This is a genomic window from Rhodococcus sp. BH4 (genome assembly GCF_002079265.1).
GTDB lineage: Bacteria > Actinomycetota > Actinomycetes > Mycobacteriales > Mycobacteriaceae > Rhodococcus_F > Rhodococcus_F qingshengii.
On record NZ_CP014941.1, the window covers coordinates 1,375,353 to 1,393,117 of the forward strand.

The 17,765-nt window shown below is 60.1% G+C and carries 14 protein-coding genes; 13 read left to right on the forward strand and 1 reads right to left on the reverse strand.

Annotation, left to right across the window (positions count from 1 at the left end; translation table 11 throughout):
- Positions 1–134 precede the first annotated feature (134 nt).
- From A0W34_RS06455 to A0W34_RS06510, 12 genes are all read left to right on the forward strand, one after another.
- The gene (locus A0W34_RS06455) at positions 135–1,589 is read left to right on the forward strand and encodes a polysaccharide biosynthesis tyrosine autokinase (RefSeq protein WP_064689390.1); all 1,455 of its coding nucleotides are present in this window, start codon (positions 135–137) and stop codon (positions 1,587–1,589) included.
- A gap of 1,088 nt (positions 1,590–2,677) precedes the next feature.
- Positions 2,678–4,201: a sugar transferase gene (locus A0W34_RS06460; protein WP_058038980.1), complete on the forward strand. Its 1,524-nt coding sequence runs from the start codon at positions 2,678–2,680 to the stop codon at positions 4,199–4,201.
- Positions 4,188–5,513, forward strand: a complete 1,326-nt coding sequence (locus A0W34_RS06465) for an O-antigen ligase family protein (protein ID WP_064074617.1) — start codon at positions 4,188–4,190, stop codon at positions 5,511–5,513. Before A0W34_RS06460 ends, A0W34_RS06465 begins: the two co-directional genes overlap by 14 nt.
- Position 5,514: 1 nt before the next feature.
- Complete coding sequence (locus A0W34_RS06470; protein ID WP_081557493.1) at positions 5,515–6,726, forward strand: glycosyltransferase family 4 protein; 1,212 nt, start codon at positions 5,515–5,517, stop codon at positions 6,724–6,726.
- Positions 6,723–7,934 carry a hypothetical protein gene (locus A0W34_RS06475; RefSeq protein WP_081557494.1) on the forward strand — a complete coding sequence of 404 codons (1,212 nt, stop codon included), beginning with the start codon at positions 6,723–6,725 and terminating at the stop codon, positions 7,932–7,934. The genes A0W34_RS06470 and A0W34_RS06475 overlap by 4 nt, the downstream gene beginning before the upstream one ends.
- Entirely contained in the window at positions 7,931–8,827 is an 897-nt protein-coding gene (locus tag A0W34_RS06480) for a glycosyltransferase family 2 protein (protein WP_065456015.1), read from the forward strand. The genes A0W34_RS06475 and A0W34_RS06480 overlap by 4 nt, the downstream gene beginning before the upstream one ends.
- On the forward strand, positions 8,824–9,990 hold the full coding sequence (locus tag A0W34_RS06485; protein WP_042452263.1) for a glycosyltransferase family 4 protein: 1,167 nt from the start codon (positions 8,824–8,826) through the stop codon (positions 9,988–9,990). Before A0W34_RS06480 ends, A0W34_RS06485 begins: the two co-directional genes overlap by 4 nt.
- Before the next feature lie 5 nt (positions 9,991–9,995).
- Positions 9,996–10,790, forward strand: a complete 795-nt coding sequence (locus tag A0W34_RS06490) for a WecB/TagA/CpsF family glycosyltransferase (protein ID WP_042452261.1) — start codon at positions 9,996–9,998, stop codon at positions 10,788–10,790.
- 97 nt (positions 10,791–10,887) lie between these two features.
- Positions 10,888–11,919, forward strand: a complete 1,032-nt coding sequence (gene gmd / locus A0W34_RS06495; protein WP_007726640.1) for a GDP-mannose 4,6-dehydratase — start codon at positions 10,888–10,890, stop codon at positions 11,917–11,919.
- A complete protein-coding gene (locus A0W34_RS06500) occupies positions 11,916–12,884 on the forward strand; it encodes a GDP-L-fucose synthase family protein (RefSeq protein WP_081558758.1) in 969 nt (322 codons plus the stop codon). The genes gmd and A0W34_RS06500 overlap by 4 nt, the downstream gene beginning before the upstream one ends.
- A gap of 55 nt (positions 12,885–12,939) precedes the next feature.
- Positions 12,940–14,265, forward strand: a complete 1,326-nt coding sequence (locus tag A0W34_RS06505; protein ID WP_081557495.1) for a UDP-glucose dehydrogenase family protein — start codon at positions 12,940–12,942, stop codon at positions 14,263–14,265.
- A 130-nt stretch (positions 14,266–14,395) separates the two neighbouring features.
- Complete coding sequence (locus A0W34_RS06510; RefSeq protein WP_064074620.1) at positions 14,396–15,820, forward strand: polysaccharide biosynthesis tyrosine autokinase; 1,425 nt, start codon at positions 14,396–14,398, stop codon at positions 15,818–15,820.
- Here the strand turns inward: A0W34_RS06510 and A0W34_RS06515 are convergent.
- Entirely contained in the window at positions 15,792–16,316 is a 525-nt protein-coding gene (locus tag A0W34_RS06515; protein ID WP_081558759.1) for an arsenate reductase/protein-tyrosine-phosphatase family protein, read from the reverse strand. The genes A0W34_RS06510 and A0W34_RS06515 overlap by 29 nt on opposite strands.
- Positions 16,317–16,424: 108 nt before the next feature.
- On the opposite strand from A0W34_RS06515, the gene A0W34_RS06520 reads away from it, so the two are divergent.
- Positions 16,425–17,744: a UDP-glucose dehydrogenase family protein gene (locus tag A0W34_RS06520; protein WP_081557496.1), complete on the forward strand. Its 1,320-nt coding sequence runs from the start codon at positions 16,425–16,427 to the stop codon at positions 17,742–17,744.
- Positions 17,745–17,765: the final 21 nt, after the last annotated feature.

Genomic DNA, 17,765 nt, shown 5'->3' on the forward strand with positions numbered 1-17,765 from the left:
TGCCGCGATACGTGGAAGAACGTCAATACGGATGGCTGTCCTGTTCAGACAAGAGCGGGGGTAGTGGCTCGACCGACAGCCGGTGATTACTGCTCGGATGCGCGATACGTATTCGAGCCGAAGGAGATTCGACGATGGATGTACGGGACTACCTGAAGACTTTGCAGGCACGGTGGAAGATCGTCGCTGTCGTTACTGTGGTCGTGATCTTGGGTGCATTAGGTGCCTCGTTGATTGCCACGCCGGTGTACAAGGCGTCTACTCGCCTGTTCGTGTCTACTTCGACCGGAACGACTGTGAACGAGGCATTCCAAGGCAATCAGCTCTCGCAACAGTTGGTCACTTCGTACGCGAGACTCCTCACCGGGGAGACGCTCGCCCAGCGAACAATCGATGCGGTGGGGCCAGATCGCCTCGGTGGCCTTTCTGCCGCGGAGCTTTCATCGAAGGTGACGGCCACATCGGCACCGGATACGGTACTTCTCGACCTGAGCGTGCAAGATACGTCGCCTGAGCTGGCCCGCGATATCGCCAATGCGCTCTCGGACGAATTTGTCTTCATGGTCAAGGATTTGAGCACGCCCGTTAACGGCGGCACTGCGCCTGCGCGCGTAGTTGTCGAGCAGCGAGCCCAAACCCCGGTAGAACCTGTATCTCCGAAAACCACGAGGAACGTCGCTCTCGGAGCAGTGATCGGTCTACTGCTGGGGATCGGTCTGGCTGTGTTGCGTGACCGCTTGGACAACACTGTCAAAGAACGCAAGACAGTCGAAGACATCGTTGGTGCTGCGATGGTGGGAACCATTCCGTTCGACAAGGAACGTGAAGTTCATCAGGCGATCAACTTCCACGAGGGCAACTCCGCCAGCGCCGAGGCATATCGTGAACTGCGAACCAATCTGCAGTTCTTGGCCGTGGATCGCCCCCCGAGCGTCATCGTCGTCACGAGTTCTCTTCCCTCGGAGGGCAAGACTACGACCGCCGTCAACATTGCACTCGTGCTGGCCGAGGCGGGCAAGAAGGTATGTCTCGTTGAAGGCGACCTTCGCAAGCCGCGTGTTTCGAAGTACCTCGGACTGATCGGAAGTGTGGGCCTGAGTTCGGTCCTGGCCGGGCAAGCAGACCTGGACGATGTGCTTCAAGTGACGAACAATGCGGACCTGACGGTTCTTGCCTCGGGCCCGATTCCTCCGAACCCGAGCGAATTGCTGGGGACCGACACTGCTCATGCAGTCTTTGCCGATCTGCGACGAAGGTTCGACTACGTCATCATCGACGCCTCGCCGCTGCTTCCGGTTACGGATGCTGCAGTTCTGTCTGCTCTGGCTGACGGCGCTCTCGTTATTGCTCGTCATGGTTCAACGAAGAGGGAACAGTTGAGCAGGGCGGTGGGCAACCTCCACAGCGTAGGTGCGACGATTCTCGGCGCTGTCATCACGATGACTCCGCTGAACGGTCGCGGCGTTTACGAGTACAAGTACTACTACGACTCCGATCCTGTCGTGGCTGATGTGGCTGATGTGGCTGTGGGAAGTTCAGTCGGTGGCAGGGCACTCAACGAAGTGCGGGCACCGTCGACAGTCAACTGAATGGGTCAAGTACTGACCTTTGTAGTACCCGCGTCCGCGCTGACGGGCCCCCGAGCAATGCTCGGGGGCCCGTTCTCGTCACGGCGCATCCGCTGGTCTCGGCGGAATCGCGCCGAGCCGCGTTACATCCAACCGATTCGATGTTTCGGAACCTGCCAATGGATGCGGTGAGTACCCGGCCTGTCAACGTCTGATTCGGTCTGGGTGAGCTGGATCGATTGGGATTCAGCAGTTTACGAACGTCAGTCGACGTGCTCTCCTTCCCATAAGTGCCGATGATCATCGGGCCAGTAACATGCGGCAGCAGGCTCCGTGCACTGCAGTTTCGGGCCGGCGCTCGGCCCAATTTGCGAATAGTTCTGTACTGCAATCATTTTCGACTTGCATCAACCTATGGTGGGTCTGGCCCAATTTGCTGAATAGTTCGTCTTCAACTGTCGCATGACGCTCTCATCGGCGAAGCTCGGACGATTGTTCAGAATTGCAGCGCCGCCGGACCCGCGATGGTTCGATTTGCGGAGCGATTACCAACTGTGTGCCGGTTTCCGTCCAAACGCGGAGCCCAAATGGGCTAGGCGATGAAAACTATAGGTACGCAATGGTAATGGTGAGCAATGTTCACTCCTTCTTGTCGAAGGGTGAATAACTGACGTCAATGCTGGCGTCGGGAAGAACTTCGGAAAGCGCTATTGCCACGCTGTCCGGAATGTGGCAAACTCCTCACTGGTACTGACCAGCTAGCCGAATAGTTGCCAAGATGTGAGTCCTGGCAATATCGAGGCCGGCGACGTCAGCGGGCGAGGAGAAATCGCCGATCGTCCTGTGTTTGGGTTGTTAGTGGACTCTGCTTCAATCACGGGGTGTGAGCTGCGGCAATGCCGCAATAATCGACAGTTGGGCCGAGGCCTGACAATAGTCGCCGGATTAACTGCAAGGCGCACGTAATGCGACCATACGCACTGAACGCAGCAATGCGGAGCAGTTGCTTCGCTGTCGAAGTTTCGGGATTCGGCAAGGCGGTCCGATGGACCTCGGCCGGTGAACATCTTCAGGCCGAATTCTGTGCATGGGGAAAGGTTTCTGAACACATGACGGTTCTCGAGATGGCCGCGCCCACGAAAGAGCGGCCACAACAACACCGACGAGTAACGCCGGAGAGGGCCGGTGGAGTTTCCGCACGCAGGAAATGGCAATCTGCGTATCTTCGTCGTCTGGCGATCACCGACACGGTCATCGTTGCGGGAGTTGTGTTTCTGGCTCAATGGTGGCGATTCGGTAGCGACGCGGATGTCGTCGACGGTGAAGCATTCGGCCATTTCAGCTACACCGCACTGTCTTTCGCCCTGATTATCGGCTGGTTTGCCGTACTGAGGGTATTTCGGACCAGATCTCCTCGTGTGATCGGAAGCGGCCCTGAAGAGTACCGATTGATCGCTGTCGGAACGCTCCGCCTGTTCGGACTGATTGCGATCGCCAGCCTTCTCCTTCACCTGGAGATCGCGCGCCTGTACCTTGCCGTGGCGTTTCCGATGGGATTGACCGCCTTGATCGCGAGTCGTTGGATCTGGCGACGGGTGATTGCTCGTGAGCGAGCCCGAGGTGAATTTCGAACTGCCGTACTCGTGGTCGGTGTGCGAGGGGCGGTTGTCGATCTTGCACGCAACCTCGAGCGCGACGATGCCCATGGATACCGAGTTGTCGGAGTCTGCGTACCCGGCTACGGAGGAGAAACGGGCGAAGTTGTCACAGTGAACGGCCGGGACATTCCGGTGCTCGGAGACGAGCACAGTGTCACCGACGCACTCGAACAGGTCGGTGCCGACACGGTGGCGGTGACGGCGTCGGAGCGACTCGGACCGGAAGGGCTGCGCAAGCTGGCCTGGGATCTCGAGCGCGATCATGTGGACCTTGTTGTCGCACCAGGGATTCTGGATGTATCCGGGCCGAGGCTCTCGATGCGCCCGGTCGCAGGATTTCCGCTGATTCATGTCGAGCGTCCGCGCTATCACGGCGCACAGAAGTTCACGAAGACGACCTTCGACATCGTCTTCTCAACCGTGGTACTCGCCGTGATCAGTCCGGTGCTACTGGCGGCTGCGATCGCCGTCAAGCTCACGAGCAAGGGGCCGGTTCTGTACAAGTCCGAGCGGATGGGGTTGGACGGTCAGCCGTTCCCCATGCTCAAGTTCCGCTCGATGGTCCAGAATGCGGATTCACAGGTCACGGCACTGATGAAGGAGAACGAAGGCGCCGGAGTGCTTTTCAAGATGCGAGACGATCCGCGTGTGACGACGGTAGGTCGATTCATGCGCCGATACTCGATCGACGAGTTGCCCCAGTTCGTCAATGTCCTCCGGCGAGAGATGAGTGTTGTAGGACCGCGGCCACCGCTTCGGCGCGAGGTCGAGATGTACGACGACGCGGTCAGTCGTCGGCTACTGGTCAAGCCCGGTGTCACCGGCCTGTGGCAGGTCAGTGGACGTTCTGATCTTTCGTGGGAAGACACTGTCCGCCTGGACCTTTCCTACGTCGACAACTGGTCGATGATGGGTGACGTCATGATCGTCGCGAAGACGCTCAAGGCGGTGGTGGGAAGTGATGGCGCCTACTGACAAGAAGGCGGTACCGGCGCCTTGCGAAAATGAGGCGCCGAACAATCCGCTGATCTTGCGAACGGCATTGGTGATCGCGGTCATCGGCGCGAGCGGAGCCTTTCAGGCGTACACGCAGAGGACAGCGCTCGGATCGTTGCTCGTACACGGTTCGGCCGTTCTTTCGGCGACACTTGCGTTGGTCTACTTCCTCGACCGGCGATACTCACGCAATACGACGTGGCCTGTCTTCACGCTTATGATCTCGGCCGGCGTCCCGGCAACCAGCTGGTACTGGTCGACACTGCCCCGGAACTCCGCCGTCGCCGGCATCGTCGTCGTGTGCCTGGCGATCACGGGAATCATCGTCGCCCGTGAGTTGACCTTCGCGGTGCGAGTGCGGACTGTTGCCCTCACCTTGCTGGTACTTCTCGTGCTGTCGCTGATGGTCGTGTTCCTCGATCCTTCGACTGGCATCGACGTGGACACCCGCGCCGTTGCTTATCGCGGAATCTTCACGCACAAAAACACTTTGGGACGAATGGCTGCCATCGAAGTTGTACTTGTCGGTGTCATGCTCATGCTTCCCGACATCAAGCGTATTCCGTGGGTGGCGGCGCTTGCTGTCGCCGGCATCGTGTTGTTCGAGGCCCGGAGCCAGACCGGTCTCGTCGCTGCAGGGATTGCGCTGGCGACAATGCTTGCTCTGAGGTGCTTTAGACGGACACCGAACGCTCACCTCGCCTCGACTGTGATCATCGGCCTGTACCTCGGGGTGTCCGGCGCGATGAAGGTGCTCGGACCCGATGTCGCGGCGCTACTCTCGCGAGATGTCACGCTGACCGGCCGGTTACATCTCTGGACGGTATCCGACTACTACGCCGAACAGCGGCCTCTGCTCGGATGGGGCTTCGGCTCGGTGTGGGCGCCGGACAGTGCAGTGGGGCAGATGATTCGGTCAAAGCTGTCCTTTCCGGCGACCAGCGCACACAACGGAATGCTCGACATTCGGCTGCAGATCGGTTGGATCGGATTCCTGCTGCTGTTGGCCGGCTATTACCTGCTTCTGAGCACGGCGCTCGGGCGAGCCCGCAGCAGAACGGAGTACATCGCCGTCGTCGCGATCATGGCTCTCGTCTTCTCGATGGACTTGACGGAGTCGACGCTCTTCTTCGGCGCCATGTGGCTGATCGCATGGGTCTTCCTGGCGCCGTACGGACCCTCGACCCACCGCTCCCACAATGCGGGCAACGCCGAGTTGTCGATCCGTGGGGTTCGTGCCGACAAGAACGACGCGTACAGGTTCGCTCCGGAGCGAAGAGGAGGTCACTGAGATGTACAAGTCGTTCGATGTAGCGCGTTCGAAGCCCGAAGTGAACCCGACGTCCGCCGGTGGATTCACGCCGCCGAAAGCCTTGATGTTCCATGCGATCTATCGGAATCCGGGTGGTGAGGAGCAGAGCTTCGCCAACGAATCCAAGCTCCTGAAATCGATCGGATACGAGACGGTTCAGTGCACCACCGAGAATTCCAAGATCTCCCGGGGACCGTGGGCGGCAGTCACCGCAGTGTTCAGTCCTCGCGTACTCGTCGATGCGTTGCGCATCATCCGTTCGGAGCGCCCCGACGTCATCTACGTGAACAATCTCTGGCCGGCGTTCTCGGCTTCGTTGCTCGTGGCCGCAAGAGCCGCCGCAATTCCTACGTTGCAGGCGGTTCGAAACTATCGCCTCGCCACACCGTCAGCCAAGTTGCGCGCAGATGGCACGTGCACCGAATGCGGTTCCACCAAATACTTCACGAGTTGTGTCCGCAACGGATGCTACGGAAACAGCCGACTGCAGAGCCTTGTCTGCTACCTGAGCGCTACGGCGGTCAAGCTGAGCGTCTTGGGGTGGAAGCAGCACAGGTTCGTCGCAACGAGCGCGATGACAGCACGTCTGGTCGAAGGACGACTGATCAGTTCTGGCCGAGTCGTGGTTCGTCCGAACTTCGGATTCGAAGAAAATGAACCCGAGTTTCGGAGCACTGATTCGGTTGTGTGCGTCAGCCGACTGACACCGGAGAAGGGCGTCCTGGATTTGGTGCGCAACTGGCCGCAGGGCGCTGGAAGTCCCTCGCTCACAGTTCTCGGTGACGGACCGCAGTACGGCGAGATCTCCAGCATAAGCGCAGCTCTCGACAACGTCACGCTGGCCGGATTCACTTCGCACGAAGATGTGATCGAGATACTTCGCGACAGTGCGGCGTCCGTGGTGCCGTCTCAATGGGCAGAACCGTTCGGACGCGTTGCGATCGAATCGATGTCGGTTGGCACCCCGGTCATCTACGCAACCAACGGTGCACTCGCGGACATCGTCGGACCGGGCGGAACGCCTCTCCATACCTTGGAAGAGTCGTCGATACGCGAGGCCCTCGATCGAATCTTCGGAGCGGACGATCGATCGGCGATACGCAGATCTGCTTATCGTCACTACTCGAATCGCTTCACATCGCGCAAAGCGGCGACGTCGATGCGTGAGCTCATCGACGAGGTGAGATCGTGAAAGATCGCACTCGGCATGTGACATTCATGGCCGATCAAGGGCTTTCGAGCGTCCTCACTTTTGTCGTTCTCACCTCGGTGGCACGACTCGGTGGTCCGATCGAAGTCGGCCAGGTTGCCGTGATTCAATCGGCGGGTCTGTTGGCACTGGCACTGGGGAGAGCGATCGGCGTCGACGTCTGGCTGTCGCGAGGGGCGGGGTCCGACGAGCGTGGACCGGCGTTGGCGCCCACGATCGTGCTGGCGGCGGTATCGGTGACATCGGTGTGGGCACTGTTCGTGATCGCCGGCTCGGACTCGATGAATCTCACGGTATACGCCTTGGCTGCAGCTGGTTTCGTGGTGTTGGACGTGATACGCACGATGCTGATGCACGACGGTGCGAGTTGGATCTCTGTGTCGATACAGATCGTGACACTCTCGTTCGTCCTTATTGCAGCTTTCCTGGTCGAGAATCTGACACTTGCACTCGTGACCTATACGGTCGGTGTCTTCGTCGCGCTCGCTCTCGGTCACGCATCCATGCGTCTGGTACCGCCGGTACCGTCGATCAGGTACTCGCGCACTCACCGATATAGATCAGTGCCGTTTGCGATCGAGATATTGATGGGATCAGCTGCTCAGCAGGCGATGTTCTTGATACTCACTGTGGTGGCGTCGATCTCGATGATCGGTGAGATCAGAACTGCCCAGACACTGCTCGGTCCGCTGTCCTTGATGTTCGCGGGCATCTCGCCAATTCTGATGCGTAAGTTCGGCAGTGGTGTCGAAGCGATGAGCCCGAGCGAGTGCATGGCACTCGGCCGCCGAGTGGGCTTGCAGATCTTCTGGGTTTCGATCATCGGCGTTTCGCTGATCTGTCTCACGCTCGAGATTCGACTCTCGGGAGTGCGATTGATGGATCATCTGGTCGGGCCGCACTTTCCGAACTTGATACCGGTCATTCTGCTGTGCGGGTTGGCGGTGGCGTTCAACGGGATTCTTCTGGGCGTCGGTACCTCGATCCGCGTCGTGGACAAGACCGCAAACCTCAACACATTTCGCGCCATGCTGTTGCCTCTACAGTTTCTGATCGTTCTCGGGGCGGGACTGACCGACAGCGCCGTATACGTCGCAGGAGCATTGGCCGTGTCGGCGTGCGCCAGCGCGAGCGTCGCACTTCTGGTTTCGATGAACCGTGACGCCCGACCGAAAGTTGACCTCTCATGAAGAATCCCAACGGCGTCGTAGTGGCGATTTTGACCTTTCGTCGTGAATCGGAACTGGCTGTCTGCATCGACAGCGTCCGGGCATCGATCCAGGCTTCCGGTGCCTCCGCCCAGGTCGTAGTAGGCGACAACGATCCGGAATCCACCACGCCGACGTATGTTGCCGACGGGATCGAACGACTGCATCTCGGATTCGGCGGGGTATCTCCGGCGCGACGTGCGCTGGTCGATCTCGCCCGTGCACGAGATCGTCGTTACATCGTCTTCGTCGACGACGACGAGTACGTCGATGTCGACTGGCTGTCGAATCTCCTCACCTGCGCCGCAGATTTCGACGCAGGTGCTGTGGCCGGTCCTGTGATTCCGGTGGGTCTGCCTGCCTCGGAACTTCCATTGCACACTCGCGTTCGCCATTCGACCGGCACCCCGGTTGCGTCTGCAGGCGCTGGAAATCTGTTGTTGGACCTGAAGGCTTTGAACGGCTTGAACTTCAGTGACGACTGGGATCTACCTGGCGGCGAGGACACCGAGTTCACGCTCAGGATGAGCGCCGGCGGTGTCCGGTTGGTGTGGTGCGACGAGGCGCTTGCGTACGAACCGGTAGACGAGGATCGGCGTCGGGATTCCTGGCTCTTCGCCCGGTATGTCAACAACGGACGAATCCTCGCGGTCTGTCAGGGACAGCTCGAGCTGCCACTGTTGGCGGCTCAGAGTGCCAAACGCGCTCTGCTCGTACTCGCGTCGGCGACGTTGATCCCCGTTGCCTTGATCAGTCCACGGATCAAGCGCGTGGTTCTCGACAACGGTGCACGCAACATCGGTTGGTTCTCAGAGCGATTCAGCCGCAGCGATTCTCGGACGCCGCGCGCACAGAGGCTGGTGGTAGCGCGATGACACGGTTGTTGATGACGGCATACGCCTGCGATCCGAATCAGGGGAGTGAATCCGGTGCGGGTTGGGCGCTTCTCTCGGCAGCTTCGGAACTGTGTGAGTCGATCACGGTGGTGACTCGCTCCGGTGAGGCTCCCGCATTGGAATCAGAGTGTGAACAGCTCGGTTGCGAAGTTCGTGTCGTGCGAATAGCGACTTTGCCCGCGGAAGAAGCCGGATCGTACGGTCGATACCTCCGATGGCTCTGGCACACCTCACTGTTCGTTCGGCGTGAAGCGGCAAACTTCGACGTCCTGCATCATGCAACGTTCGCCTCCGACTGGTTGCCCCCACCGGTGCTGTTCGGTGGAGCCGGCGGAGTACGACTGGTATGGGGGCCTGCCGGGGGCAACACCTACCCGCCGATGCCGCTCGCCAGGCGCATCGGTATGCGGTACCTGGCAACCACGGCAGTTCGGACCTGCTCCACGAAAGCCGTTCGGTCACTGACACACATCTTCATGTCCGGACGAGTCGACACTTTCATCGCGATGAACTCCGACAGCGGACGAGGCGCACCGCGGGCACGCAATGTCGTCGTCCAACCCAATTGTGTTCTGGACTACGACGGAATCGAGAAGCAAGCGGTACCCAGACCGAAACGAAGACTCTTGTTCGTAGGAAGACTGTTGCAATACAAAGGAATCGACCTGATTCTGGATGCGCTCGAGCAGCTGGGCACCGATTGGTCCATGACCTTTGTCGGGGAGGGACCCGCCCGCGGGCGGATCGAGAAGTCGCTTCCGTATCGGCGCGGTCAGGTCACGCTTCGCGGATGGCGCGACAGATCGGAAGTGGTAAGCGAGATGGGGGCCTCCTCCGCTCTGCTCTTCCCGAGCATGCACGATTCGGGCGGCTGGGTGGCGGCCGAAGCGGCTGCGGTGGGCCTGCCGGTGGTCTGTTTGGATCTCGGCGGTGTGCCGACACTGGCAGGTAGGAACGCCGTGACGATCCAGGTTGCTCCGGCGTCGACTCTCTCCTCTCGTATCGCTCGATCGATTGTCGAGACCGAGCTTTCTCTCTTTGAACCGCAGCGTGATTGGACTCGGTCCCGGTTGAAATTGGTCTTGTCGCGCAGCTACGGCCAGTGCAATGAACGTCGACATACGAACTCGGAAAAGTGGTGAGACAGATGAGCAGTCCGTTCGAGGTCATCGAGGTGGGTGGCATTCCGTTTGCCGCGACCAATCTCGAGAGAGCTACCGATTGGGTAGTCAACGACAGACGAGAGGGAGCAGGAACCGGAGTCTCCGTGAGGTTGTCGAATTCCTACTGCGTGTCGGCGGCGCACAGTGATCGCGACTACTCCGCGGTTTTGAAGGGTCCGGGTGTGAACTTCGCAGACGGAACCCCGGTCAGCTGGGTGATGCGCCTGATCGGCGGCACCGCCGATCACGTCGGTGTTCGACCAGTCCGGGGTCCGTCGTTCTTCGAGGCCACCCTGGACAAGGGACGCCGCTACAGCCTTCGTCACCATTTTGTCGGCACGACAGAAGAGACGTTGAATCTCTTGACGGATCGAGTCGAGGAGTTATACCCGGGAATCAAGGTGGCCGGCACATATGCCCCGCCGTTTGCCGCGTTCAGCAAGGAGTTCGTCGACGACATCATCACGAAGATCGATCCGACGTCACCGGACATCGTGTGGGTCGGTCTGGGTGCGCCGAAGCAGGACTTTGTCACGAAGGCGATAGCGGATCGAACCGACTACGTGGCCGTCGGTGTCGGCGCGGCCTTCGACTTCTTGGCCGGAACTGTCTCGGAGGCACCATCTTTCGTCCAGAACTCGGGTTTCGAGTGGTTGTATCGACTTGTATCCGAACCCAAACGTCTGTGGCGGCGCTACCTGTTCGGTAACTCGACATTCATACGGCTGGCATCACGTGACATACGAAAAGTCTTCGGCCGGTTGGGGGGACGCGCATGAGCGAGATCAAGACTGCCGAGCGATTCGGAGGACTACGGACCACGACCGTGGTTTCGCAACTATCAGGCGGGCTGTCCCGCAACGGAAGGAACGCAGGATGAAACGCGCACTGATTACCGGAATCACGGGGCAGGACGGCTCTTACCTTGCCGAGTTGCTGCTCTCCAAAGGCTACGAGGTTCACGGACTGATCCGTCGATCCTCGACGTTCAACACTTCGAGGATAAACCACATCTACGTTGACCCGCACGATGCGGATGCTCGACTTTTTCTTCACTACGGTGACCTCAGTGACGGAGCGCGCCTGGTGACACTACTCGCGCAGATCAAGCCGGACGAGGTGTACAACCTCGCTGCGCAGTCTCACGTCAGGGTCAGCTTCGACGAACCCGAACACACCGGGAACACCACTGGCGTCGGGTCGATCCGACTACTCGAAGCGGTTCGGATGGCCGGACTCGACTGCCGGTTCTACCAGGCGTCGAGTTCCGAGATGTTCGGTGCCACACCGCCACCGCAGAACGAGGAGACACCGTTCTACCCACGTTCGCCCTACGGTGCGGCGAAGGTGTACTCGTACTGGATCACCAAGAACTATCGTGAGGCATACGGGATCTTCGCTGTGAACGGAATTCTGTTCAATCACGAATCCCCTAGGCGTGGTGAGACATTCGTGACGCGGAAGATCACGCGCGCGGTCGCACGCATCCAGGCAGGTATCGAGGATCATCTGTACATGGGCAATCTCGATGCGATTCGCGACTGGGGATATGCGCCGGAGTACGTGGAGGGAATGTGGCGCATGCTGCAGGTCGACGAGCCTGAGGATTTTGTGCTCGCCACCGGTGGCAACTACTCGGTGCGCGACTTCCTGACCGTCGCGTTCGAACATGCAGGTCTGAACTGGGAAAACCACGTTCGATTCGACGAACGGTATCTTCGGCCGACCGAGGTGGACGCACTGATCGGGGATCCGAGTCATGCCGAGCGCAAACTCGGTTGGAAGGCCGGCGTGCACACACCCGAACTGGCCCGGATCATGGTCGAGGCAGACATCGAAGCGCTCGAACACGAAGGGCGACCGTGGATCGACACTCCGGCACTTCCCGACTGGTCGGCGACGCGATGAGTGATTCATTCGCAGCGCGACCACTCGATCGAGGCGCACCGTTCTACGTGGCCGGCCACCGAGGTCTGGTCGGCTCTTCGGTGTGGCGACACCTGGAATCTGCGGGCTTCACCAGGTTGCTCGGAAAGACGTCGGCCGAACTCGATCTACGTGACCGGGAAGCTGCTTTCGATTTCTTCGCCCGCGAAAAGCCGACCAACGTGATCCTTGCAGCAGCAAAAGTTGGGGGGATTGCGGCGAACAGCACTTTCCTCGTCGACTTCCTGTCGGAGAATCTGCGCATCCAGGTGAACGTGCTCGACGCTGCCCTCGCACACGGCGTCGAGCGTCTCCTGTTCCTCGGATCATCGTGCATCTACCCGAAATTGGCACCGCAACCGATCAAGGAGGAATACCTGCTCACCGGGCATCTCGAGCCGACCAACGACGCCTATGCAATAGCAAAGATCGCGGGAATACTCCATGTTCAAGCTGCCAGGCGGCAGCATGGTCGCCCCTGGATCTCAGCTATGCCCACCAACCTGTACGGCCCGGGAGACAATTTTTCGCCGCACGGATCGCACGTACTTCCCGCCCTCGTTCGGCGTTACGACGAGGCGCAGTCGTCGGCAGTCCAGTCGGTTGTCAACTGGGGGAGTGGCAATCCGCGACGTGAATTCCTGCATGTCGACGACTTGGCGTCGGCGTGTCTGCATCTGCTCGACAACTACGACGGTGCATCGCATGTCAACGTCGGAACCGGCGAAGACCACACAATTCGCGAGATCGCTTCGATGGTCGCCGACGAGGTCGGATACACCGGCGAGACGCAGTGGGACACCTCGAAGCTTGACGGAACGATGCAGAAACTGCTGGACGTGAGCATGATTCGTGAACTCGGATGGCGGCCGACAATCGGATTGCGCGAAGGAATCGCGTCGACGATCTCGTGGTACCGCGACAACATCGGTGCCGTACGCACCTGAATCACTTTTCCCATCAACACACTTCGCACACTCTCGAGAAAGCAGATCGAGCAACATGAGCACTCGCATAGCAGTATTCGGCACGGGATGCCTGGGCGCGACACACGCGGCCTGTATGGCCGAACTCGGTCACGAGGTCCTCGGAGTGGATGTCGATGCGGCAAAGCTGGAGAAACTGGCAGCAGGTGAAGTTCCGTTCTACGAGCCAGGGTTGGGCGAGGTCCTACGAAACAACATCGATCGAGGGCGACTGAAGTTCACGTCGTCGTACGAGGAAGCCGCAGAATTTGCGGTCGTGTTCTTCCTCGGGGTCGGTACGCCGCAGAAGAAGGGTGAGTTCGCCGCGGACATGGTCTACGTGGATGCCGTGATCGAGACTTTGGCGCCGCTGCTCACCAAGCCCTCGGTCATCTTCGGCAAGTCCACAGTACCGGTGGGCACCGCGGAACGGCTCGGCAAACGCGCGCGGGAACTGGCACCGATCGGTGACGGCGTCGAAGTCGCGTGGAATCCCGAGTTTCTCCGTGAAGGATTTGCCGTCCAGGACACGTTGCACCCGGACCGACTTGTGCTCGGAGTCGATCGAAATGTCCGCGGTCGAGCGGAATCTGTTGCGCGCGAAGTTTATGCAGAGCTCCTCGATGAGGAGATTCCGTTTCTCGTCACGGACCTTGCGACGGCGGAGTTGGTGAAAGCGTCAGCGAACGCTTTCCTGGCCACCAAGATCTCGTTCATCAACGCCATCTCCGAAGTGTGCGAGGCCGCGGGCGCCGACGTCACAGTGCTCGCCGACGCGATCGGGCACGACGTTCGGATCGGACGTCGATTCCTCAACGCGGGAATTGGTTTCGGCGGAGGGTGTTTGCCGAAGGACATCCGCGCCTTCATGGCTCGCGCCGGTGAACTCGGTGCCGACCAAGCACTGACGTTCCTGCGCGAAGTCGACAACATCAATATGCGCAGACGTACACGCATGGTCGAACTGGCGCGGGAGGCATGCGGATCGCTTCTCGGTGCGAGAGTCGCAGTTCTGGGTGCCGCGTTCAAACCGGACTCGGACGACGTTCGTGATTCGCCGGCGCTCAACGTCGCGGGTCAGATTCAGCTCCAAGGTGCTGCAGTGAACGTGTACGACCCAAAGGCCATGGACAATTCGCGCGCGCTGTTCCCGACGCTGACCTACTCGGCAAATGCATTGGAGGCCTGCGAAGGTGCCGACGTCGTCCTGGTATTGACCGAGTGGCTCGAATTCTTGAAGTTGCAGCCGTCCGATCTCGATTCGGTGGTTCGCAACAAAGTGATCGTCGACGGGCGCAATTGCCTTTCCCCCGACGACTGGCGAGGCGCAGGTTGGAACTACCGCGGACTGGGACGCCCGTGAGCACAGGACGTCTCGTCCGTCGCAGCTGATCTATATCGAAATTGATAAAGCCCGGTTCGCCCTCGCGGTCCGACCGGCAAAGACCGCTCAGACCCGCAGTGGACATGCGTGAGCCGAAGGAGACATCAAGATGGAAATTGTCGACTACCTGAAGATATTGCAAGCCAGATGGCGAATCGTCGCTGCTGTAACCGTGCTCGGAATCCTCGGAGCCCTTGGCGCTTCTCTTCTTTCGACGCCCGTTTACCAGGCCTCGACGAGGCTGTTCGTTTCGACGTCGGCGGGTACCTCGGTCAACGAGGCACTGCAGGGCAGTCAACTTTCACAGCAGCGAGTTCTGTCCTATACAAAACTCCTGACCGGCCGAACACTCGCACAGCGGACGATCGACGAACTGGGACCGAGGGTGGTCGGCGGGATGTCGGCTGACGAGTTGGCCTCCAAGGTCACTGCGACGTCGGCGCCCGACACTGTGTTGATCGACCTCGCAGTCAAGGACGCGTCACCGGAACTCGCACGCGAGATCGCGAACACTCTCTCATCCGAATTCGTGGCATTGGCAAAGGAACTGGAGACACCCGAGAACGGCGGAACACCGCCTGCACGTGTGGTCGTCGAACAGCAGGCTCAACAGCCGACTGTTCCGGTGTCACCCAAGACTTCGCGCAACCTCGCGCTCGGCGCAGTGGCGGGACTGGTTGTGGGGATCGCGCTTGCGTTGATTCGTGATCGACTCGACAACACGGTGAAAGATCGTCGAACTGTAGAAGAGATCGCGGGTTCGGCGATGGTGGGCACGATCCCGTTCGACAAGGACGTCGAAGTCAATCACGCGATCGCTTTCAGTGACGGAAGTTCCGTGAGTGCCGAAGCCTTCCGTGAATTGCGCACCAACCTTCAGTTCCTCGAGGTGGACCATCCACCGCGTGTCATCGTCGTCACGAGTTCGCTTCCCTCCGAAGGTAAGACGACCACGGCCGTGAACATCGCTCTCGTCTTGGCGGAGGCCGGCAAATCAGTGTGCCTGATGGAAGGCGACCTCCGGAAGCCGCGAGTGTCGAAGTATTTGGGATTGCTTGGAAGTGTCGGCGTCAGTTCGGTGCTCTCCGGTCAAGCGACGCTGGACGATGTGCTTCAGCCGACTGAGTTCGACGGGCTGACAGTGCTCGCCTCCGGACCGATCCCGCCGAACCCGAGCGAACTACTCGGCACGGACACGGCCAAACATGTTCTCGAGGAACTGCGGGCGCGATACGACTACGTCATCATCGACGCCTCGCCGTTGCTACCCGTCACGGATGCCGCGGTCCTGGCCGCGATGTCGGACGGTGCACTTGTGATCGCCCGACACGGCTCCACGAAGTGCGATCAACTGGCGCGCGCGGTCGGAAACCTACAGAGTGTGGGTGCGCACGTCCTGGGCACTGTCATCACGATGACGCCGTCTCGCGGACGCAATGCGTACGAGTACAGCTACTACTACGAGTCGGACAAGTCGCTACCGCAGTTGACCGCGGTGCCCGCGCTCAACGCTCACCGAAGCGAAGTCGGCTGAGCAGCGGGCCGAGGAGATCGGCGATCTCGAGTCCGATCTCGTGAAACACGTTCTCTTCCTTACCCATCGGATCCATGACGTCCTCGGGTTCGGTGGCACGAAATCGGGGTCTGGCGGCGGCGAGGTCCTCGACAGTTCCTGCATCTGCGAGCGAGCCCAACCGTGCGGCTTCTCGAAGTGTGAACGTGCGCTTGAGCCGCGCCGGAGCCATCGCCAGGACTTTGTCTCGCTGACTTTCGGTCATCGTGAGAATGAGGTCGGCGTCCGAGGCCAGCGCTGTTGTCATGCGTCGGGCTTGAAACTCCGTGGGGTCGCCGCCGAGCCCCGCGAGAACCCTCGCAGCAGTCGGCTCGATCGGGTGTCCGACCATCGCCCGGGTTCCGGCACTCGACGCGGTGAATCCGGTGATCCCGGCTTCGGCGGCATAAGCACGTGCAAGGCGTTCGCCCGTGGGTGATCGGCAGATGTTTCCCGTACAAACGAAGAGAACGTGCATGGCAGAAGCATAGGTTGCACACGCGACGCACTCGTCGTACGCCCGATGTTGGTTTCGCGCCCACCTGGCGTACGCGTTTCGGAAAGTTCGGACGCATACCAACAACACATGAAGATGACAGTGTTCGGAACGGGATACCTGGGGGCGACCCACGCAGTGTGTATGGCCGAACTTGGCCACGACGTGCTGGGAGTCGACATCGACCAGTCCAAGGTCGACAAGTTGTCTCGTGGGGAGGTCCCGTTCTTCGAGCCGGGTCTGACCGACATGCTGGAGAAGAATCTGGCGTCGGGTCGGCTGCAGTTCACGACTTCCTACTCCGATGCCGCGGATTTTGCGGACATCCATTTCGTCGGTGTGGGGACGCCCCAGAAGAAGGGGGAGTACGCCGCAGATCTGAGTCATGTTCATTCGGTGATCGACATGTTGGCGCCGTTGTTGCGAAAGCCTTCGCTGATAGTCGGGAAGTCGACGGTGCCGGTAGGCACGGCAGCGGCTCTCGGCGAGCGACTCCGAGCGACTGCGCCGGCGGGTGGCTCGGTAGAGGTGGCCTGGAATCCGGAGTTCCTGCGTGAAGGACACGCGATCGCGGACACCTTGAGCCCTGACCGGTTGGTTCTGGGGATCGATCGTGACCGGCCGGGAAACGCCGAAGGCATTCTTCGCGAGGTGTATGCCGAGATACTGGGCGCGGGGGTGCCGTTCCTCGTGACCGATCTGGCGACGTCCGAGTTGGTCAAGGGATCTGCGAACGCGTTTCTCGCGACCAAGGTGTCCTTCATCAATGCGATTGCGGAGGTGTGCGAGGCGACCGGGGCCGACGTCACGATGTTGGCCGACGCTCTCGGGTACGACGCTCGTATCGGTAGACGGTTCCTCAATGCGGGCTTGGGGTTCGGCGGTGGTTGCCTGCCGAAGGACATTCGGGCGTTCATGGCACGCGCCGGGGAGTTGGGTGTCGACCAGGCGCTGTACTTCCTCCGCGAGGTCGACAGCATCAACATGCGACGACGGACAAAAGCTGTGGAACTGGTGACGGCAGCCTGCGATGGCAGTTTGCTGGGAGCTAACGTGTCGGTGCTGGGAGCTGCGTTCAAGCCCGAATCCGACGATGTGCGCGATTCGCCTGCGCTCAACGTTGCAGGAATGATGCAGTTGCACGGGGCGGCGGTCACCGTTTTCGATCCGAAGGCAATGGATAATTCTCGCCGACTGTTTCCCACCCTTCACTACGCAACCTCCACGTCAGAAGCTTGCAGGAATGCTGATGTGGTCTTGATCGCCACTGAATGGGACGAGTTCGTCTCACTCGTGCCCGCCGATTTGGAACCACTCGTTCGGCGGCGGGTGATCGTTGACGCCAGAAATTGCCTCGATCCGGACCTGTGGCGCTCCGCCGGTTGGAACTATCGCGGATTGGGGCGGTAGGTCGAACGTCCAGGTAGCGAA